The sequence below is a fragment of the Marisediminitalea alba genome (assembly GCF_002993365.1).
Taxonomy (GTDB): Bacteria; Pseudomonadota; Gammaproteobacteria; order Enterobacterales; family Alteromonadaceae; genus Alteromonas; species Alteromonas alba.
Map to the genome: position 1 here is coordinate 87,531 of NZ_PVNP01000051.1, position 20,390 is coordinate 107,920.

Sequence of the window (20,390 nt, forward strand, 5' to 3'; positions counted from 1 at the left end):
AGGGTAATGCATATCACCTATGATATGCGTATTGGCGGTACCGAGATGGTCATTAAAAACCTGATAGAAGGTTTTGCTGCGACCTCAATTGAAATGTCTATATTCTGTATCGAGAATCCTTTAGGCCCCTGGGGGGAAGTGCTTAAACAAAACGGCATTCAAATTACCACGCATCCCCGCCAGCCTGGTTTTGACAAAGCGCTGATTAAAGCCATTCGGGCCCATATTCGCCAACACAAAATCGATATTATACACTGCCATCAGTACACCCCTTGGGTCTACGGTGTAATTGCTGCAGCAGGTCTTAAAACTAAGGTTATATTTACCGAACACGGCCGCTTCTACCCCGATTTTGGCACCTGGAAGCGTAAGTTAGTCAACCCTGTACTCCAGAGCCTGACAGACAGCATGACGGCCATTTCCGCCGCCACCAAGCAAGCGTTGGTCACCCACGAAAACCTAAACGAAAAAAAGATATCGGTAATCTACAATGGCATTCAGGCGCTGTTGCCGGCTGAGCAGTCATCACTGGACGCCTTGCGCGAGCAGTTAAAGATTCAGCCAGACACAATTGTGTTGGGCACCATTGCTCGTTTTGACCCCATTAAGAATCACCTGATGATGTTAAGCGCTTTCAAGGACTGCCTGGATACCGGATTAAATGCCGTATTGGTGATAGTGGGCGATGGCGAGATGCGCTCAGCTATTGAGCAACGAATCGCCGAGCTGGGTATTGCCGATGCGGTCAGACTTACCGGCTATCAGCCACAGCCATCGCAATATCTCTCTCTTATGGACATTTTTCTTCTGTCTTCCTTCAGCGAGGGAACTTCCATGACGCTGCTGGAAGCAATGTCTATCGGCAAACCCTGCGTCGTCACTGACGCCGGGGGTAATAAAGAAGTAATTGCCCACAATGAAAACGGCCTGGTGGTGGGCAATGACGATCAGACGGCCTTTGCCCTCGCGATTCAACAAATTGTCAGTGATAGAGCGCTGTATGATAAATTTGCCAGCGCGGCAAAAAGCCGGTTTGCCACACGCTTTAGCGTAACGTCTATGTGTGATGCGTTTAACAGCATCTACCAACGGCTAGCCTCGTAAACGACGAACAGTAAAACGGTCATTATTATGCCAAACCAATCTCCCACATCGGCAAACAAGCCAAGTAAGAAGCGCTTCTGGCGCAAAGGGCGGATCATCAAATACAGTGTAATTCTTATCCTGCTAGCGTTAATTTTTTCGTTTTCGCCATTGGTTATCCCCACTAGTAACCTGACGCCAAGCCAGGCTGCACAGGCGCGCTCAGGTGCCGCAAAGATTTTAAAGCCGTTAATGTCATCCCGGGAAGACGTCAGTATTTCGGTAACAGCCGACCACCTTGAAGCCATATCAAATGCGGTCAGTTATACCGTGCCGGCGGTGCAGTTACGTTTAAACAGCAGCAGCTATGGCATTCTTATCGCCTCTTCCCTGACCACTATCCCTGGTGTGGTGTATGTTAACTTCAGTTGCTGGCTGATGCCTGATTTCAATGGCACTATGACATTTTCGCAGTGTAAGCTGGGCAGCCTCCCGGTTCCCGGTAAACTTATTGAATACTTCGCGAAGGGCCTCGCCCGACTGCTTTTCGGTGAAGAAGCACTGACCACCCTGAATAATATTTTATCCAATACGCAGCTGGAAAATAACCAGGTCGTGGTACGTTTCAAAAAGCCCGGTAACCTTAAAGCAGCGGTTGAGCAACGACTCACTGACACCTTTAAGATGGTTCAGGATTTACGGCAGATCAATGGCGTAGAAACCGAGACCATTCAAACTTATCTGGACTACATTCAATCACATTCAGAGCGCACTGCAACGACAGCAGAGATGATCGGAAAAACCTTCTTGCTGGCAAAAACCCGTTCGGCATCTGAAGATCCCACCGACGAGAACTTCGCGGCCTTGTGGGCACTGGCGATGTCTTTTGGCGCTCCGGACTTTGCGCGAATTGTTGCTATGCCTGTGGATTACTCATTAATGCAGCCGAAAAAATATGTCCTGCGAGGTAGGATGGACCTTCGGCTGCACTTTTTTTACTCAGTAGCATTGCGGCTGGCCAGCGAAAAGCAAATGAGTATTAACATAGGCAAACTCAAAGAAGTGATGGACTCTGCCAAAGGCGGCTCAGGATACAGTTTCCGGGATCTTACTGCGGATAAAGCTGGTGTTGAACTGGCCGATTTCGCCATCTCCAGTGACTCCAACGCTCGCCGTGTGCAGGAAGTTTTAGCCGGTATCGACAGTGAAAGTCAGTTTATCCCGTTACTCCACGACCTGCCAGAGGGACTGAGTGAAGAAACCTTTGCCAGTGTATTTGGCAGTGAATCAGATCCAAGATATCAGGAAATGGAAGCGCGGATAGATAACCGCATTCAGGCTTTGCCCGTTTACGCCAATGATACGTCGCAACGCCAACAAGCGATTACGACTGCCACCTATGACAGACCTGTTAAAGCCGGTCAGATTACCCAAAGCGGTAACTGGTTTCAGGTAGATACGCACACCCATACCAGGTTTTCAGATGGTCGTTTCAGCATTACGCAGTTGGCAGAAAATGCCAGTAAATTTGGCTGTGACGCCGTTGCTATTACCGACCACGGCGATCATAACCTGAAAGGGGTATTTTCTGCAGAATACTGGCAGGATTTCGCCAATGCTTCGTCTCAGTTCAGTGATTTAACCCTGATTGCCGGTCTGGAGTGGAATATTCCACCGTTTGCCGGCCGCGAGCATATGACCTTACTGTTTCCTGAATCGGTGAACCATGACCGGCTTATCAGCCTGTTCAGAGACCGTTATGATCATTATGGCAAAACTAAATCCACTACTATTGATGAAAGTCAGGCATTGGAATGGTTGAATAGCCAGTTTAAAAGCAGCGAGACGCCGCCGGTTGTTATGTATAACCATCCCAGCCGCAAAGATTTAGAACCCGGCGAAAATGCTCATGACATGCAGAAATGGCGATCACAGACTCCTTACGTTATCGGCTTTTCCGGTGCGCCGGGCCATCAGAAAAAGCGTGGTGAAGATAACGGGTCCTATAATAATCGGTTTAAAACCCGCCATGGCTGGGATCCTGCCGTGGCTATTCCAGGCAATGATTGGGACACCCTGCTGCAGGCCGGCTTACAAACCTTTGCCGCTCGCGCACCATCCGATTTCCATAATACCCGTATGGACTACTGGCCATGCGAGTTTTCGACCACGCACGTCTACGCCAGCAGTCGCCGCACCAACGATCTACTTAACGGATTCGCCAGCGGTATTTACTGGGCCCAGCATGGTAAATTTGTCGCCTCATTGAGTGCGCAGGTACAAAATGACAACGGGCAGACACTCGCTCAGGCTGGAAACGTGATCGACAGTCCTCGTTTACCACTCACCGCCAAACTTAGCGTGACGCTGAATGAGAAAGACTGGCAGGGCTTTAAAACGTCACTGGACGAGGTTACGGCAGTGATAGTGACTGAGAATGGCGTGCAAACAGAAGTATTTTTCCCTGATTCACAGCGCCGGGAACATAGCTTTGAGATACGCCTGCCTGCCAATGCTAACATTACGGCGGTGCGTTGGTTTGGACGCAGCATTCAACCTGAGCAGCATCACTATCAGTTCTTTACCAACCCGGTGATGATCCACTGGCAGTAAACCTTGGTTAAAACCGGCTCACCGTCGTCCGGTTTTACGCCACATTACCATTGCGATGAGCAGCAGAGTAACAGGGAAAGCCCACTTGACCACATAAGCAACCTTCTCAAAGTAATATTTTTTGGTAATAAAGTGCGACGTGCCGTTCCAGTATTTGAACCCGTCTTTAATCAGGTTACCGGCAATCATAAGCTCACCATCATTCACTCGTCCTAATTGCTGTTGGTAAGCGCTAATCAGCGCCTGTGGGTTTTGCTCATAAAACATGATGCCCTGCTCCAGCACAACGCCAAAGTCAGCATCCAGTAGGAGTGGCTCACCATCAAAATAGGCTTCTACCATTACATGGCCAGGCACAGTAATAATCTTGTTGGCAATGCCCTGTTCATCAAGCAAGCCTGACAGCGTCATAGAAGCGTCACCACAAATACCAATACCACGTTCAATACTGCGATAAGGGTTTGCGTAATGGTAGCGCTGATACTCCGGAATGCTGGTCACAACGCCCATCAGATGGAGGATATAGTTTTCCCATACGGGCACGCGCTGGTGAAACAAATCGGGATCAAAAGCCTCCCACTCCACATGGGCTATACCGCCGGCTAGGTCGAGGGTCAGGCGCTTGGCATATTGTTTATCCGTTTCACCTGGCAAACGAAAGATTGCCTGCTCTAACTCAGGCGGTGTAAGGCTAAGATCCTGTTCACCAAACCTAAGGACTTCAGGTGTCAGCCCATCAGGCCTTAAATCCTGGGTAAAACCATAGAGATTCAGAGCTAGCAAGGCCAGGCCAAACAACCCCAAAACCGCTGCAAGCCATCTCGTTAGTTTATTTGTCGTTGTCATTCTATTCTCTGGACCAGTTTTTTAAGCCTGAATACTGATATTACCAAACTCGCTCTTTTACGCACTACCCACCATACGCCGGCATTTTTGCCAGGCAGGCATCATTAATTTAACTGTGTAGGCAAAACAATAGACCCTGCTTTGTAGCACTAAAATCAACATAAGCTGCATCATACCGAATAAAGCGGCCGTGATTAATGAATGCCCGGCCAGCGTCCAGAATGAATCAACGGTAGGTATTACCAAAAATGCCAGATGTCCGCTAAGTGATATTGTCAGAACAGACGGCACTAACGGAGCTACCAGCGCAAAGTACGCATGCTTGCCAACAAAAGCCCATATTACGATGGTGAAGAATAACACCACAGAAAAGACATCAAGCGCCACCTTATATTCCGCCAACTGGTTAACGCTGGTGAAATCAACTGTTGCAAACATTATCGCCTGGGCGATTGTGGAATATATGGAATAACCAAACAATAACCTCGTACGATCCTTTAACATCACGATTTGGCTGAGGATATTGTTAAGCGTCATCACAATGGTAAAGAAAGCAAATATTGCCAGCAAGTCCGAATACTCAACCCACTTTTGCCCCAGAATTAATTCCACGACATAAGCGGCATGGGCGTTCATTAGATAAATGATGGGCGCGGTGATCATCGACATGAAAAACAGTACAACCTGTAACTGCTTTTCAAAATAATTGGGATTGTTCTTGAATTGAGAGAACTGAGTCAGCAACGGACCACTGGCCGGATTGATAAACATCGTGGTAGGAATGTTAGCGTAGTAACGCATTGAGTTATATCCACCAACGATGGCCTTGTCAAAGGTGACTGTAACAAACATTGCGTCCAGTTGACTTCTGAAAAAATTAAGTATCGACTGAGGCAACACCCATTTTGAAAACTCCCACTGTGGACGAATATTTTTTAACGAGAATCTTGGCATCTTTGGCGCGATGACATAGCCTGATAAAAGTTGACTGACCGTTACCATGAACTGGCCCAGTACCAGCGCCCAATAGGTTTCATAGATAACCGCAATGCCAATTGTAATCCCAGTTGTTACAAACCGGGATATGATTTGCCATTTAGTGATAGCCCCCAGCTCTTGCTTTTTAATTTTATAAATCAGTCCCGGGCTGCCCAACTGGGCGATAAATGACTGTAAACTAAGCACCAGAATAACCGGCATCAAGCGAGGATCGTCATAATATTGGGCAATGGGATAACTGGAGAGTGCAAGTAATACAGCCAGACTACCTTTCAATATGAAGTTAAGTGTCCAATTGGTATAAACCAAATCGTCACTCAATTCTTCCCGGCTTAACAGGTAACTGTCTCCGCCAGTACTTGAAATAACATCTATAAAATTAAGGAACAACAGTGCAATAGCAACAAGACCATAGTCTTCGGGAGTCAGGATCCGAGCCAGAATAATCAGGCTTACAACACCAACCATGCGCCGCGTCACCTGTGTCAGGACAGACAATGCGCTGGCTATAATTCCGGAGCGGGCAGTTAGCATAGGGTAATAACTCGAACTAGGAACTCAATTAAACTAAAAAGAAAGCTAGGAATCAGAAGGTTAGGCTGAATTTCGTTTTTTATTCAATAAGCGTGTCAGGCGCTTTCTCACCATCCGCTTTTTAATCGGCCCCAGGTGCTTTGCCAACTGGTCGAAATCAGCTTCAATTTGTTCATTAATAGGGGTCATATCCCGTGGCCATTGTTCGCAAGGCAGTTGGTCAAGAAACACTTCCTGAATCTTACCTAGCTCATACCGGGCTATTCGGTTTTTATACAGGCGGATGTCGCTGAGCTTAAACACCGACAACTTTTCAAAGTCATATCCTACTCCCTCTAACCAAGTCGTTCTGTTAGGTAAGTTTTTCTTACCGAAAGCCAAATTGGTATTCGCAGCTTTTGTCAAAAACGAATCAATCCAATTCAATCCAATCGGCAGGTAAAACGGTTTTTCCCGAATCCGCTTTATGTAAGACCACTTCATGCCATAAAGATTACCAAAGAAACAAGCGCGTTCAATTACCAGGCTGCGATAAAAGTCCAGATTTCTGCCACTAAGGGGCATTCCCGCGATAATAACGGTTTGCTCCGGCGAGGCATGAAGTTTTTCCGCCATTTTGGGAAAACAGTCTGATGAGAAACGTACATCAGCATCTACGAAGAAATGCACTGCAACTTCATCTGCCAGTTCATGTACGTAGGTATTCCACGCATTACATTTATCGCCGAGCTCAATTTCATGGACTGTTAGCTCATTAAAATTGAGTTTTTGCTTTACCGCGTTAGCCACACTTACAGTGTTGTCAGTGCAACCATTGGCGATAACATAAAAGCGATGCAAATATTCATCGGTACTATTAAAGACACTTGTTATAGAAGTTTCAATATTATCCTGCTCGTTATAAGCGAACATGACTATATTGTATTTAAGTCCATTCATGCCGTGACCTTCTGAGTGTTACTGGCATCATCTTCACTGAGGTCTGCCATACGGATCCCCTCAATACCGGTGTTATTCTCTACCGCATTCTTAACCATGTAATAGTTAGCCGTGATTAGAATTAATAAAAAATAAAACGGTTCAAAGATAATTAAATCAAGGAAAAACGCCCCGACAAAGAAGCCAACTAAGCCTCCCATACAAGATAAATTTATGTAGTCGAACGTAGAGTTATCTTCGGCAAATCGTTTGACAAACTTGTATTGCTTATATGAAACCCAAAAGAAAGAAAGATAAATCAAACCGGCAATTAGTCCCGTATTTGCGGAAAAGTTAATTAGCGTATTGTGCGCTACATGAGGCGATTTACCCGGATAAAGTTGCTGTGATGCATATTGAAATCTCTGTGGCCCCGCTCCGAGCAGAGGATATTCGAAGGCTATACCTATGCCAACAGACCAGGAAACCAGACGAGGATTCAACGGCTCATCACCACTACTCGAAGACTGGGCCTGGCTAACGGTACTGGAAGTACGCTGCACCAGCATCCCCCCCTGATAAACCAGCATAGCGACAAACCCAATTGCCATAACCAGGTTAAGTGATTTGGACTTTACCACCAAAGCGAAAAACAACGTCACAGAGGCGGCGCTTAACAATGCACCACGAGAAGCGAAAAGAATCAAAGCATGCCAGATAAAAGGAATTGTCATAATCAAAGCATACTTGAGCCACTTTTGTTTGAAATAACGGATCCCAAACATAACAAAAGCAAGACCGCTGGTTAACACGATAGACGTAACGTTGCCGTCTTTATAGGGACTACGCCGCGGCCCCAATAAGCGCCCGCCCTCGAACTGTGACCAATTGCCACTTAAATAGTGGTCGTTTGCCCAGTAGGCATAATAGACCGTAATGAATATAAACATGAAACCGAAAAACTTGATCGTGTTTTCCTGGTTGATCAGCGGCAATACAAAAAAGTACATAATAGCGATGGTTGTAAATATATCCACCACCAGATCGCCGCTTACCAGTGAAAAGTAACTTTCATAAGGCGTCAACGCATTGGAGAGATGAAATATTATGGTGAGTGCAACCACACCTTTGAATTGACCTGACTTGTACACATCCCAGCGAATATTCCCATTCAAAACATGCCACGCCCAGGCAATAATGGTAATACCGGCCGACACCTTAAAAGCTGAGAAGTCTTCGAAAGCCCAAAACCAAATATACTGCGGTTGCATTACAGAAACGATGGAATAAACCAGCGCTGCAACCCAGGGTGCATTGAATATCATAAAAAAGCTGACAATCAGTGCTAAATAAAGCGCAATTTTTACCATACCACAACCTGAAACACGGTGAGGGCTCTGTGTTCACTTAGCTAAAATGCTTAGTAATTCTCAGCAGTCCATTAAATATATTGCCAAACAGGATACGGCAAGTCCCGTTTAAATCCCGTTACATATTCAACCTCAGACAGAGTCAAGTAGCAACGAATTATTAGGGTAGAACGCGAATTTTAAGTATTACGCCCTACATGAACGTATTATCACGTATATTTTCATGTAAAAATCATAGTCTTTACGTTTAATAATAGAGTGTTACACTACCCGCTCATAATTTGAGTTGACAAAAAATGATTACTTCTCCCCCTCACTTTATTGGTATTGGTGCGCAGCGGTCGGGTACGAGCTGGATGTTTGAGTGCTTTCTTGAGCACCCCGAAATATTTATGCCGCAAAAAGAAATGCAGTTTTTTAATAAACGGCCTTTAAGTGAGCTAGACAGTTATCTGGCGAAATTTACCGAGCAGGCAAAGGTGTGTGGTGAAATAACACCAGATTATTTGTCCTCCCGGACGGCCATCGATGGCATATCTAAAGCTTGTCCGAATGCTAAATTAATCATTATTTTGCGAAACCCGGTTGAGCGTACAAGGAGCTCTTATTCTTTATATAAAGAGAGGAATGTCACCGATATCACCTCGCTTGATGATGTGTTCACCAGTGAATCCGTTATATTTACCAAGAGCTTGTATGGTGAACAGGTAGAATACTTGTTTAGTCGGTTTAATCCTGACAATATCAAAGTCGTATTTTTTGATCGTATCAAAACCGAACCATTAAAGCTCATTCAGGAAGTTTTCGCTTTCATTGGCGTGGATCCTTCCTTTACCCCCCAAAGTGCTACTCGAAATTTTAATGCATCTTCAGTTGGCTTTGGCAGCAAAAAAGTCGCCAGAAGGCTGACTCTAATTCAAAATTACCTGCATAAACGAGCCTGGGGAAGGTCTATCCTGAACATAAAAAAAACCGCTTGGTTTAAAGCCTACAAGCATCGACTGGTCACTAAAAACCAGCCCTCGGCTAACGAAAATGCCAAATACTACCCGTACTTTGCTGAAGACATAGCCAAACTTGAAAAGCAAATTGGAACCAAAGTCCCTGATAGCTGGAAGTACGGCAATCTGTGACAACTTTATTGGGGTAACTCAAAAAGCCCCCTGCTGAGCCTGACAAAAATCGCTAAATCATGGTTTGCTTTTTATCGGTGCTTCGCCAACCAATATAAGATTGTAAGCTCTCAAGTAAGGCTTTCACCCTCTTATTTAGCCCTATCGGCTTTTCGCTAGCCTCAATTGAGCGAATGCCAAATTGTGTGAGAAAACTTTTTGATAATGGCAGTCCGTATTTACCCGGATTTTGTGCGGAGTGATTTTCGCCGGTATTAAGAATCCACGCCACGGCAGGAACTAACAGCTCCTGCACCTGCAGGCCTTTAGAACGAAAAGTGTGAAGTTGATGACGATGATTACCAAGTATCTGCTTTAGAAAGAAGGAGTCGACGGCTTCATAGATTGTCTCCTTATTCAAACCCTGCCTATACTCCAGATGGGATAAGCCGGAAAGTTTCATGAGCACAGCAAAGCTGTAGATGTAAACCGAACCGCAGTAGCGACAAAGGCCAAACTTTTTCAAAAAAGTCTTCTCTGCCAAATTTACTACATACCCTGAATTTGCATAGAACAAATCACTGGCTGAAGACTTATATACGTGTTCAATAGTATCAATATTAAACCAATCATCACCGTCTATTACATAGACATAATCGGGCGAATAACGTTTGGCGTAAAGCAATCCAATCGAAATTTTACACCCTTTATCATCTTTCACTAAATCTAAAGGAACCTGAGCCCCCTTATTCATGTCGGGTGGCGGAAAATCTACCGCGACAAATTCAGTATTATTAAAAGTTTCAGGGGCAGGGGGAACTTCATTGCAAACAACAATAATTTTGAAAGGTCGGTCTGTTTGTTGAGCATTTAAAGACTCGATGGTGTTATTTAGAAAAGTCAGAATACTGCCATAATCATTTGACGAAGCCGGATGACGAATTGGACACACAAATACGAACATATTCACACCTTCATTAATAACAACGCAACACCGCCTTTGAGCATTTACGTAGGGCTGTTTTTGGCAGAGTCATCATAACCATCGGTTATTTCCTTTTTAATTTTCTAAGCATTTTAAATGAAAACAACGGGTTGCCCACCAGCAGTGCTGTCATTAAGCGTAACTGCTCAGCCAATTTAAAATTACGCTGTAAGTTAGAATCCGCCGCCTTTCCCCCATGCTGAATACAGGTTGCGGACGTTAGGTGCTCACAGGCTATCGCGGTTACTTTAAGCTCCAGTAACCTAGGCTCAAATTGATCGTAGGGTTTGGAACCATACCATCCCCCGGAAAACAGCCACCTACCAACATGATACACACCGGATTCGTTAAAAAAATGCTTCAACATTTCAAAGCTATTCGTTTCGCGAAAAGCACCTTCTGCCTGTTTAAAAACTTTATTACACCCCGCAACGAATAAACCACTGGCAGGCTCATTCAAATAAAATAGGGCCGATCTGACAAAATGGTTATGAGAAACCCCCATTACCGCAGACTGGTAGGGTAAATTAACCGTTTCTCCCAATTGAATTGGCGTTTCACACATAGAATAACGCTCAATTTGACCCAGGAAGTTGATGATTTTCCAATAAAACAACTTAAAATGACTAAAAACGGTGTCGTTAAACAATATGAAAGACTTAGCACCGTGCTCCTCAACGATGTACTCTATACCTTCCACCCACGCAGAAAACTCTCCGTATTTATTAGAGCCGGATATTTGCCGAACTTTTGGAGATAAGCAAGTAAACTGATGTATTTCAGCGTTAAGTGCCCCGGATGAATTGTCAACCAAAAGAATGCCTTGCACACCACTTCTGAGTAATATTTCCAGAAGCGCCTCCAGTTGCTGATAGTTTCTGATCGCTCTTTCCTGTGAGTAGAGACAAAAGACTACCCAGGTATTCTGAAAATTTGCGGGATTCAAATCAATTTCCTGCAGAACGGATGAAAAAGTTAAGTGTCTTTTATATCACTATCATATGGCTTAGCCAATTTATTATCCCTAAAAGCAGGTTGATTAAATAAACAGGCTGGTTTAATTATGGCGTGTAACTTTATTGCAACAAAACTCCCCAAATAACGCTAAAAAAACCGATGCTTATTTTTTTGTTGTCTGCAACAATGGCTCTTCGTTGGTGACAAGCCTAAACTAATAGACTAGAGGGATATTCACAATGCGGGTCGGCATTTTCGTTGAAGTAGTCAAAGCGCAATTCCATACCGGGATATCCAGATATGTAAAAAAATTAGTCGAAACGCTTGTCAGCCAGAACCACCCTGATACTACCTACTACCTTTACTACCAGCGTCAGCCCGGGGAGCAGAAGTTAGACTGGCTAACCGCTCATAAACAGGTCAAACACCGTCCGCTGTGGACGCCGGTAAACCTGCTTAGCGAACATCCCAGTGTCTGGTGGAAATATTACCTGCCGCTGGTTATGAAACTAGACGGCATAGACGTTTTTCACGGCCCCAATCACTCAGTGCCAGTGAGCGGTAAAGTACCAACAGTCCTGACCATTCATGATATCGCCTATTTTTACATGAAGGTGCATGGCGAAGGTCTCGACAGAATGCTTAAACGAACCACACTTGAAAATATAGCCAGGGCTACTCATATTGTGGCTGTGTCTGAGTCTACTGCTAATGACATTATCAGGGAGGGCGCAGCAGCAGAAAAAACTTCGGTGATCTATCAGGGCTATGAACCAAACCCAGGAGAGGCGAGTGAATCCAGTACTATCCTGAACCACCCTATCGCTTCCCTTACCCCATATTTACTGTTTATAGGTACCGTTCAGCCTCGCAAAAACGTTGAATACCTGATTGATGAATTTGCCAGAGTCAGTTCAAAAATACCGCATAGGCTGATTATCGCCGGCGCACCCGCTGAATCACAACATACAGTAGAGCAAAAAATTGCTGAATACGGGCTAGATGATAGGGTCTTACTGACTGGCTTTATCTCTGATGAAGAGCGTCACACCTTGTATAAGCATGCCGACCTATTCCTGTACCCAAGCCTTTATGAAGGTTTTGGCCTGGTTATCCTTGAAGCAATGTCCTATGGTGTGCCGGTTATCACTGGCAACAACAGCTCTCTGCCTGAGGCGGCAGGCGATGCTGGAATCAAAGTAGACATAGAAACTCAGGGCGCATTGGGTGAGGCGATCCTGCTGCTGATAAATGACTCACATTTAAGACAAAAGCTGATAGAAAAAGGACTCACTCACTGCCATTCATTTGGCTGGGAGGACTCCGCCAGACAGATGATGACACTGTATCGTCAACTCGCCCGGTCTTAGCCTTTAGCAAACACCGAGCGGGCGTTTTTTGCCGCATTGTCCCAGTCAAAGGCCTCAACTGAATGTTTACGACCTGCTATACCATAGGCTTCACAGCGAGCCGGGTCTTGTATAAATGAAGTGATAACGTCGGCCAGAACACTTACGTTGGTGGCATCGACAATTTCACCGGTTTTACCGGCAAGCAGCGTTTCTTTAGTGCCGCCTGAATCACCGGCAATGACCGGCTTTGCACAGGCCTGCGCTTCGACAAGTACCATACCAAAACCTTCAATGTCCTGCCCCTCTGTTCGGTTGGGCAGAATAAACACATCACATTGCTGATAGCATTTAATCATGGTTTCATCGTCACAATCCGTTAGCATTTGAACGTGATCCTGTAACCCCAGCGACTCAATCAAGTGCTCCAGATGAGCACGGCTCTCACCATGCCCGATGATTACATAGTGAGCCTGTGGGCAGCGCTTTAAAATCTCCGGCATGGCTTCAATCATTTTGTCCTGGCCTTTACGAGCCTGCAATCGACCAACCGTCAGAATGACACTTTTCCCATCCCACCCCATGGAGGAGAGAAAATCCTCATCTTTATTTTCAACCGGATAAAACTTGTTTGTGTCAGCGCCCGGATGCATTACTGTGACTTTATGATTCACACTGTCATCCACGCGACTAACAATATTGGCACTGTTGTGGCTGTTGCAGATTATCTTATCGGCACTGCGCATCACCAGTTTGGTCAGGCTGTTTAATTCGCGGGATAAAGCGCTGGCTTCCAGATCTTCACCGTGCACGTAGCACAGGTAAGGTATGCCCAGAGTTTTCTTCAGTATCCATGCCATCAGCCCCTCAGGCAGGACTCGGCCACAATGGATATAGCTGATGTCCTGCTCTTTCACTAATCGCCTGAGCGATCTGAACGACTGCCAGTAATATTTTAAGCCTTGCAGATTAGCTACGCCCCATTGTGGACTGTAAAGCGGCAGACGATGAATAGCCATTGGCGCGTTGGAATCAAATACCTCAGAATTGGCCATCTCGTCGGCCGCAACAATGTAATCGCTGCCTAAACGTGAATAGAGTTCCCAGAACCAACGACCACTGCCTCCGGATGCAGGCGGAAAGTTCTGAGTTAGTACCAGCGTCTTCAATTGTTACTCCGAAAAATGATTGAAATACCAACTCTTTGCAGAATAGCGTTGGCTCGGGAAAGTGTAAATAAGCATTTGCTTCGCAAGGGCATTTATAAACCGCTTGCGACGCAAACGGCAATCGTTCAGATACTGCCTGTGTCAGAAATCTTATTCACATGCCGTTATGGCTTTTTATTCACCAGAAAGCATAATACACTAATCAAAACATATGCCTATAACAACTAAACGAGATCACTCTTGCACTGTTTGTACCTTGCCCAGCGGATACCTTTTCCGCCAAATAAAGGAGAGAAACTACGCTCTTTCCACCAGATAAACTTTTTGCGCAGTAATGGCATAGAAGTAACTGTAGCTGCCCCTTACGAACAATCGGACGAACTCGATTACTTCAAAAGACTGGAGCAAGAATATGGCTGCCACACGCTTAGTCAAGCGCTTAGTCACAAACTGCTTCGTTATATGAGTGGTATCGCCGGTAACACCTCTTTGAGTGAAGCGCATTTTTACAGTAGCGGATTACAGAAACAAATAGATGATTTACTAGAGCGGCAAAATATTGATGCCATTGTTTGTACTGCTTCCAGTATGGCGAATTATGTTTTCCGTTCCACGGCATTAGCAAAAAAAGCCAGGCGGCCCCGCCTTATCATGGATTTTATGGACATGGATTCTCACAAGTGGCTTCAGTATTCACGCAACACCAAACCGCCAATGCGTTGGGTTTATCAGCGGGAAGCCAGTTTAGTCAGACGCCTTGAAAATCGGGTTGGAGAACAGTTTGATGCTTGCTTTTTTGTTGCCGAACCAGAAACTAATTTGTACAAACAGCAAGCGGGAAATCCTGCAGCCGAGGTGTTATCTATTGGCAATGGCATTGACCCGGCTGAATTTTATCCGGCGACTCAAGCAACTGAGGTAAAAACACCACATTTGTTGTTTGCCGGTGTAATGGACTACACGCCTAACGTAGATGCTATGTTGTGGTTTTATAACGAGGTCTGGCCGAGCGTGTTAACCTATTGGCCCGATGCTACGCTGACTATTGCCGGCATGAACCCAACCCCGGCTATCGCCAGGTTGCAAGGCGTAGACAATGTAAGAGTCACTGGATTTGTTGAAGACATTTTACCTTACTTCCATGAGAGCAACATATTTGTTGCGCCATTTCGGATAGCCCGCGGCATTCAGAACAAAATCCTGCAGGCCTTTGCGTGCGGCTTACCGGTGGTCAGTACCTCGATGGGAGCTGAAGGTATAAAGTGCACGCCGGGGCAAAATATTGAGGTCGGTGACGAGCCAAATGATATGTTTAATGCCATCAAACGATTAATGGCAGCCCCTCACCACTACCAGACTGTTCGCAATAGTGCCCTGGCAACTATCAACGAACACTATTCCTGGGACGGCATTCTGACCCCTTTGTTACAACTGCTCGACAACGATAAGGCGACGCCTCAATGAAAGCCTTTGTCAAAATGCTCTTACGGCTATTGTTCGTGATCCTTTCTCTGCCCTTTTATCTGTTATTTAAGCTACAAAGTGCATTAATGGGTGCCGATCAGGCGACTACCAGTTGGTCACAGTTAATGAGTTTGTGGCCGGGAATATTGGGCGTCTATTTAAGAGCTGCGTTCTACTCACTCATCTTTAAGCACACCAGTCAGGAACTGGTTATCGGTTTCGGTACCTTATTCTCCCAACACGACACACAAATCGGCCCAGGTACCTATATCGGGCCACAATGCAATATAGGCAAATGCGCCATAGGAAAAAACTGCTTATTAGGCAGCGCCGTGCATATTATGAGCGGCAAAGGACAGCATAATTTCTCTGACCCGGACACCCCCTTACGTGAACAAGGTGGCGTTTTTACTCAGGTGACTATTGGCGAGGATAGCTGGCTGGGTAACGGGGCGTTGGTGATGGCCGACGTCGGTAAAAAGTGTGTGATTGGTGCAGGGAGTGTAGTTATCAACCCGGTACCAGATTATGCCATTGTGGGCGGTAATCCGGCTAAAGTGCTCGGCAGCCGCAAGCCTGCCGGGAAGTCATAGTATGCAACGCATAGTCCGCCTGGCTTTTCTAACGCTATTCGCTTCTTTATGCCAGGCTGATGATTTACCTATCTCTCAGCAATATCAATATACCGTTAAAGTTGATACCGAACAGGGGCTTTACAAAGCTGTCAAACAAGCCAACCAGCGAGGCAATACACTTATTCTTATTGCCGATGGTATCTATCAGCTCAGTTCGACCCTCAATATTACTGGCAATCATGTTGCATTGAAGTCAGCATCAGGCGATCCCGCCACCACTATTCTGCGTGGCGCGGGAATGGCCCCATCAAAACGGGTTAAAAATCTTATCAGGGTAACCGGACACCACTTTAGATTTTCAGGCTTAACCGCGGAATCAGCCCCTCATCATATTATCCAGATCGTAGGCGAAGCTAATGCCGACCATGCCGTGATTGAGCACTGTGTGTTACAGAATGCCTATGAACAGCTTCTCAAAGTTAGTCATCGGGCCAATAGCCAGGTTGCGGCAGACCACGGGATTATTCGTCATTGCACTTTCGGATACACTGAGGGCATAGGGCCACAGTATTACATTGGTGGCGTGGACTTACACCTTGGTCAGCACTGGCGAATCGAGTCCAACCAGTTTTTTGGCATAGCCAGCCCCGCAGACAAAGTGGCTGAGCATGCTATTCACTTGTGGAATAACAGTGCTCACAATCAGGTAGTCAACAATATTATAATCAACAGCGACCGCGGTATTGGTTTTGGCATGGGAGGCAGAGGTAATCAGGGCGGGTTAATTACCGGCAACATAGTTTATCACGCCGATAATAATCACCCTTATGCCGATGCCGGCATAATTCTTGAGTCTTCCCCTGGCACCATGGTTAAGCAAAACCGGGTGATCCAGCATCACGGCTACCCCAATGCCATTGAATACCGATTTGAAGCTACTCAGGGCGTTTTGATTGCCGAAAACGGCACGAATAAAAAAATCCGCAAGCGAAATAGCGGAAGTGCCGAATTAAATGATAATTATCGCTTAGCCGAACTGTCGCCGGCCCTGAAAAGAACCATCATAAAACGCTTCCCCGCGCATTATCAACAACAGGTGTTTGATACGCTTTACCCGATTAGGGATTAAAGTAAATAGTCCAGAGATGGTGTTAGTGCTATCACGTCGTATTGCTGTGCTGGAAACTGGTTAAAAAAAGGTTGCTGTCTGTCAACTTTCTGTTGGGCAAACTTCGGTACAAACCAATTCACTTCGAGTATCGACTCAATTTCGCCAAACATATCTTCGGGCGTTTGCCCCTGAGAAGCCAGTACCTCAGGATGTATCTCCAGCAAAAGCACTGCGCCAGAGGCACGCTGAATGTTTGCCAATGATCCTTTTACGGCGGGGATCTCCTGGCCTTCCACATCAATTTTGAGCACCAGTATATCTGCCAGGGTAACAACATTGTCAGCCAGATAACTATCGAGGGAGGTTACCCTGGTATCTCCTGTGGAACCCGGCATAATATGGCCCTCATGGTCGCCAGTTTGGCTATTATCAGTGGTAAAACTCACCATGCCGTCAAAGTCAGAAACCGCCTGATTTACCGCCCTAGCCGGGACTTCCAGAGCAGCCAGGTTATGACAAAGCATGGCATAAGAGCCTGGATTAGGTTCGAAGGCCACAATATTCTGCAACCCGGCACAGTTTCTCGATACCAATGCACTCACAGTGCCTATATCAGCCCCTAGGTCAAAAAAAGAAAAGGGACCCAGCTTGTTGAGCAGATTGCAAAACGGACCAAATTCGTCCATATAGTAATTATCCGGTCCACCCTCAAGCCAAAAGCACCACTCATCAACCGGCAGAACAAAGCTGGCCTGGTCGAAGTTATAACACACATAGCTATCTGAATAGTGCTTACACATCCATCGATAAAAAGCGTACTTGCCTTTAACATCGTGCCGTTGGCTCCAAACCACTAAACGGTTTAACCAGCCAGGCAGGGCCTGCAGACTGCCTACGCGTTTGGACACAGTTAGTTACCGGCCAGACGCGATTGCTGCGTGAGTTCGGGGTATGACTGAGACACTTTGTCAATGAACCACTTTTGCTGCGCTTGCAGAAAGCGCCGTTCAACTTCCATGGACATAATTACAACTGCGCCATGGGCAGGCTCCCCGCCGAGCGTGCTGAAGATTTGCTGTAGTTTGGTTTGTTGCTTACCTGCTAATGTTTGATCACTTAACACATACCAGCTGGCTATCAGCCGCAATTTACCGGCAGGTGAAGAAACTAGCTCCAAAGCAAATGGGTTCTCATTTGAAATAGGTAGATCTATGACTTCTACCCGGGTCCAACGGTCCTGATCATAAAGACGATTTAACGAACTTACCAATTCACCGTCCCCTGCAGCATAGAATGCCTGGTAGACAGTAATGGGGAAAACATAAGGCGTGGTGAGTTGCTGATACTGCTCAACTGTGGGCGAGCGAAATTTAGCCTTCCACGCTAACCAGTAAACTTCGTCTTCGCTTAGCGGTTTGACCTGCGGGTCATTTGCAAACTCAAACTGCTGTACTTGCTTTTCTGGATTAGCGCTAGCGATAAACTGATACCAGCCAGCTGCTACGCATAATATCGCGCCAACAGCAATTAAGCCGCTAGTTGCTGCACTTATTGGTGCTCTGGGCTGCATAGTAAGCTCTTTGTCATCGCCTTGCGCCGGCACTTTCTCACGCAGTAACTCACCAATGCCGATTAAACATATAATAACAAAAGCAAAGAAAAACCAACCATAGATCAGGTGATCCGCACCTACAGCATATTTCATGTCAGATAAGTGTGCGATCAGTATAATGCCGTAAACCCGGACAATATTTGCTGCAATGGGAAAAATAACAGACAGCAAAACAAAAACAAAACGACGCTTTGCGCTATACATGTTGAGATAGGCATACAAGCAACCTATCACTAGGGAGGCAATGAAAAAGCTGATCCCTGAGCAAGCCTCCGCCACCAGAAAACGCCCTTTGGGGATTTCAATATACAGACCACTGCGAAAAACCGGGATACCTGAAAGCTCCAGTAGATCCACTGAAAAAGTGGCAGCGATTTGCTGTAAGTAAGGAACCAATTCTTCCCCAACCGGAATACAGAAGAGTATAAACACTAATGGGAATAAAATTTGCCAGGCTGCTTTGTTACCTAGCACCATCCATATAAGTAACGGTAACAAGCCAAACATAGCGGCATGCATAAACAGTTGCACGTCCCCGGCCAAGCCGATGCCATAAAGCACGATAGCCGGTAGAATTAATACCATCACCCAGTAGTTGGGCTTTACTGGCTGTGCCAGCAGCGCCTTGCGTTTGAGATAAATAAGGAAAAAAGTACCGGGGATGACGAATAAACAATGATTAAATATATCGGAGTTGTACCAAATGGAAACAGCAGTAACCAACCCCTGATGAAATACCGCTGCCCAACCCAGTAAGACCAGAATCACGGGGACCATTGCGGCGGTGAAGGCCTTGTTTATTTCCTTATTGCTGTTACCTGCGACTGCTTGCTCCTGCATGATTTACCACCGCGATATTATTTAAGTTCGTAAGCGTCTTGCATTGTACCCCAGCGATAGTCAGCCAAGAGTTGTTTTAGTTTGCCTTCCATTTTACTCAAATTAATGTAATGGCGAACCTTGGACTTCAGAGGCGCCTCGTTAATTCGAGGCTGGTCGGGGTCGATTTCCCATGGATGAAAATAAAAACTATAGGGTGCAGACTCTGTCTGCATAAACCGTTCAATTCGCTTTCTGGACAGCCAATAAGGGTACAAACGAAAATAACCACCGCCGCCGATGCCTACGTTTTTACCTTTCTTGATAATCGTCGGCACCGGAATTTCTGTAATGCCTTCAGGTCTTTGGTGCTTGAAGCGTGGCCAGTCGGGAACACCGTAAAGATCGTGCACTACCGGATAAGTACTTGAAGAGTAGGTAAAACCAAGTTCTACCAGGACTTCATAAACCCATTGGTTGGAATCGTTCACAGAAAAACTAGGTGCTCTGTAGCCTTTTATCGCAACGCCGCCAGCATCTTCTAAAATCGTCTTACTGGTCTGTACATCTTCAACAAAGGCTTGCCGGTCCATAGTCGTCGCACGCCTGTGGTTTAAGCCATGACTCGCCAGCTCATGCCCTTCATCAACAATCCGCTTAATCAGGTTCGGGCAGCGCTTTCCCACCCAACCGAGGGTAAAGAAAGTCGACTTAACATTATTTTCGGCGAAAATATCCAGTAGTCTGTTGGTGTTATCCTCGACTCTCAGAGGAATATCCGGCCAGTCATCAGGCGTAAAAACCGACTCAAAGGCGGACACCTGGAAATAATCTTCCACATCTACTGTCATTGCATTTAAGCGAGAGTCTGCAA

General features: G+C 45.9%; 17 protein-coding genes. 7 read left to right on the forward strand and 10 right to left on the reverse strand.

Annotated elements, in window-relative coordinates; genetic code table 11:
* The first annotated feature begins 6 nt into the window (after positions 1-6).
* Together C6Y40_RS06600 and C6Y40_RS06605 are read left to right on the forward strand one after the other, a co-directional pair.
* A complete protein-coding gene (locus tag C6Y40_RS06600) occupies positions 7-1,104 on the forward strand; it encodes a glycosyltransferase family 4 protein (protein ID WP_338065253.1) in 1,098 nt (365 codons plus the stop codon).
* Between the two features lie 27 nt (positions 1,105-1,131).
* A complete protein-coding gene (locus C6Y40_RS06605; protein WP_105933900.1) occupies positions 1,132-3,696 on the forward strand; it encodes a PHP domain-containing protein in 2,565 nt (854 codons plus the stop codon).
* A gap of 18 nt (positions 3,697-3,714) precedes the next feature.
* Here the strand turns inward: C6Y40_RS06605 and C6Y40_RS06610 are convergent, their stop codons facing one another.
* Genes C6Y40_RS06610 through C6Y40_RS06625 form a run of 4 tightly spaced genes read right to left on the reverse strand, consistent with a single transcriptional unit; the run spans position 3,715 to position 8,363 of the window.
* Positions 3,715-4,542: a hypothetical protein gene (locus C6Y40_RS06610; RefSeq protein ID WP_146129515.1), complete on the reverse strand. Its 828-nt coding sequence runs from the start codon at positions 4,540-4,542 to the stop codon at positions 3,715-3,717.
* 57 nt (positions 4,543-4,599) lie between these two features.
* Entirely contained in the window at positions 4,600-6,075 is a 1,476-nt protein-coding gene (locus tag C6Y40_RS06615) for an oligosaccharide flippase family protein (RefSeq protein ID WP_105933902.1), read from the reverse strand.
* A gap of 60 nt (positions 6,076-6,135) precedes the next feature.
* Positions 6,136-7,014 carry a glycosyltransferase family A protein gene (locus C6Y40_RS06620; protein ID WP_105933903.1) on the reverse strand — a complete coding sequence of 293 codons (879 nt, stop codon included), beginning with the start codon at positions 7,012-7,014 and terminating at the stop codon, positions 6,136-6,138.
* On the reverse strand, positions 7,011-8,363 hold the full coding sequence (locus tag C6Y40_RS06625; RefSeq protein WP_105933904.1) for an O-antigen ligase family protein: 1,353 nt from the start codon (positions 8,361-8,363) through the stop codon (positions 7,011-7,013). Before C6Y40_RS06625 ends, C6Y40_RS06620 begins: the two co-directional genes overlap by 4 nt.
* A 296-nt stretch (positions 8,364-8,659) precedes the next feature.
* Between C6Y40_RS06625 and C6Y40_RS06630 the strand changes: the two genes are divergently transcribed.
* On the forward strand, positions 8,660-9,496 hold the full coding sequence (locus tag C6Y40_RS06630) for a sulfotransferase family protein (protein ID WP_105933905.1): 837 nt from the start codon (positions 8,660-8,662) through the stop codon (positions 9,494-9,496).
* A 52-nt stretch (positions 9,497-9,548) separates the two neighbouring features.
* Here the strand turns inward: C6Y40_RS06630 and C6Y40_RS06635 are convergent, their stop codons facing one another.
* Together C6Y40_RS06635 and C6Y40_RS06640 are read right to left on the reverse strand one after the other, a co-directional pair.
* Entirely contained in the window at positions 9,549-10,439 is an 891-nt protein-coding gene (locus tag C6Y40_RS06635; RefSeq protein ID WP_105933906.1) for a hypothetical protein, read from the reverse strand.
* Positions 10,440-10,524: 85 nt separating this feature from the next.
* Positions 10,525-11,406 carry a hypothetical protein gene (locus C6Y40_RS06640; RefSeq protein ID WP_105933907.1) on the reverse strand — a complete coding sequence of 294 codons (882 nt, stop codon included), beginning with the start codon at positions 11,404-11,406 and terminating at the stop codon, positions 10,525-10,527.
* 250 nt (positions 11,407-11,656) lie between these two features.
* Between C6Y40_RS06640 and C6Y40_RS06645 the strand changes: the two genes are divergently transcribed.
* Positions 11,657-12,787, forward strand: a complete 1,131-nt coding sequence (locus C6Y40_RS06645; RefSeq protein WP_105933908.1) for a glycosyltransferase family 4 protein — start codon at positions 11,657-11,659, stop codon at positions 12,785-12,787.
* On the opposite strand, the gene C6Y40_RS06650 is transcribed toward C6Y40_RS06645, so the two are convergent.
* Positions 12,784-13,935, reverse strand: coding sequence for a glycosyltransferase family 4 protein (locus tag C6Y40_RS06650; protein ID WP_105933909.1), 1,152 nt, complete (start codon positions 13,933-13,935; stop codon positions 12,784-12,786). The two genes, C6Y40_RS06645 and C6Y40_RS06650, sit on opposite strands and share 4 nt — an antisense overlap.
* Before the next feature lie 249 nt (positions 13,936-14,184).
* On the opposite strand from C6Y40_RS06650, the gene C6Y40_RS06655 reads away from it, so the two are divergent.
* From C6Y40_RS06655 to C6Y40_RS06665, 3 genes are read left to right on the forward strand one after another with little or no spacing between them, the layout of a single operon-like run.
* Positions 14,185-15,399, forward strand: coding sequence for a TIGR03087 family PEP-CTERM/XrtA system glycosyltransferase (locus tag C6Y40_RS06655; protein WP_240621866.1), 1,215 nt, complete (start codon positions 14,185-14,187; stop codon positions 15,397-15,399).
* Positions 15,396-15,992 (forward strand): acyltransferase, encoded by a 597-nt coding sequence (locus C6Y40_RS06660; protein WP_105933911.1) that lies wholly within the window; start codon positions 15,396-15,398, stop codon positions 15,990-15,992. The genes C6Y40_RS06655 and C6Y40_RS06660 overlap by 4 nt, the downstream gene beginning before the upstream one ends.
* Position 15,993: 1 nt before the next feature.
* Positions 15,994-17,103: a right-handed parallel beta-helix repeat-containing protein gene (locus tag C6Y40_RS06665; RefSeq protein WP_105933912.1), complete on the forward strand. Its 1,110-nt coding sequence runs from the start codon at positions 15,994-15,996 to the stop codon at positions 17,101-17,103.
* On the opposite strand, the gene C6Y40_RS06670 is transcribed toward C6Y40_RS06665, so the two are convergent.
* Genes C6Y40_RS06670 through C6Y40_RS06680 form a run of 3 tightly spaced genes read right to left on the reverse strand, consistent with a single transcriptional unit; the run spans position 17,100 to position 20,367 of the window.
* A complete protein-coding gene (locus C6Y40_RS06670; protein ID WP_105933913.1) occupies positions 17,100-17,993 on the reverse strand; it encodes an FkbM family methyltransferase in 894 nt (297 codons plus the stop codon). The two genes, C6Y40_RS06665 and C6Y40_RS06670, sit on opposite strands and share 4 nt — an antisense overlap.
* Before the next feature lie 2 nt (positions 17,994-17,995).
* Complete coding sequence (xrtA, locus tag C6Y40_RS06675) at positions 17,996-19,537, reverse strand: exosortase A (protein ID WP_105933914.1); 1,542 nt, start codon at positions 19,535-19,537, stop codon at positions 17,996-17,998.
* 17 nt (positions 19,538-19,554) lie between these two features.
* A complete protein-coding gene (locus tag C6Y40_RS06680) occupies positions 19,555-20,367 on the reverse strand; it encodes an XrtA system polysaccharide deacetylase (RefSeq protein ID WP_105933924.1) in 813 nt (270 codons plus the stop codon).
* Positions 20,368-20,390 lie beyond the last annotated feature (23 nt).

Excerpts from the sequence above, each read along its gene's own strand:
- C6Y40_RS06630 (WP_105933905.1), top strand. The coding sequence starts at position 8,660 with ATGATTACTTCTCCCCCTCACTTTATTGGTATTGGTGCGCAGCGGTCG.
- C6Y40_RS06665 (WP_105933912.1), top strand. The coding sequence starts at position 15,994 with ATGCAACGCATAGTCCGCCTGGCTTTTCTAACGCTATTCGCTTCTTTA.
- C6Y40_RS06635 (WP_105933906.1), bottom strand. The coding sequence starts at position 10,439 with ATGTTCGTATTTGTGTGTCCAATTCGTCATCCGGCTTCGTCAAATGAT.
- C6Y40_RS06620 (WP_105933903.1), bottom strand. The coding sequence starts at position 7,014 with ATGAATGGACTTAAATACAATATAGTCATGTTCGCTTATAACGAGCAG.
- C6Y40_RS06615 (WP_105933902.1), bottom strand. The coding sequence starts at position 6,075 with ATGCTAACTGCCCGCTCCGGAATTATAGCCAGCGCATTGTCTGTCCTG.
- C6Y40_RS06625 (WP_105933904.1), bottom strand. The coding sequence starts at position 8,363 with ATGGTAAAAATTGCGCTTTATTTAGCACTGATTGTCAGCTTTTTTATG.
- C6Y40_RS06605 (WP_105933900.1), top strand. The coding sequence starts at position 1,132 with ATGCCAAACCAATCTCCCACATCGGCAAACAAGCCAAGTAAGAAGCGC.
- C6Y40_RS06660 (WP_105933911.1), top strand. The coding sequence starts at position 15,396 with ATGAAAGCCTTTGTCAAAATGCTCTTACGGCTATTGTTCGTGATCCTT.
- C6Y40_RS06610 (WP_146129515.1), bottom strand. The coding sequence starts at position 4,542 with ATGACAACGACAAATAAACTAACGAGATGGCTTGCAGCGGTTTTGGGG.
- xrtA (WP_105933914.1), bottom strand. The coding sequence starts at position 19,537 with ATGCAGGAGCAAGCAGTCGCAGGTAACAGCAATAAGGAAATAAACAAG.
- C6Y40_RS06645 (WP_105933908.1), top strand. The coding sequence starts at position 11,657 with ATGCGGGTCGGCATTTTCGTTGAAGTAGTCAAAGCGCAATTCCATACC.
- C6Y40_RS06680 (WP_105933924.1), bottom strand. The coding sequence starts at position 20,367 with ATGACAGTAGATGTGGAAGATTATTTCCAGGTGTCCGCCTTTGAGTCG.
- C6Y40_RS06600 (WP_338065253.1), top strand. The coding sequence starts at position 7 with ATGCATATCACCTATGATATGCGTATTGGCGGTACCGAGATGGTCATT.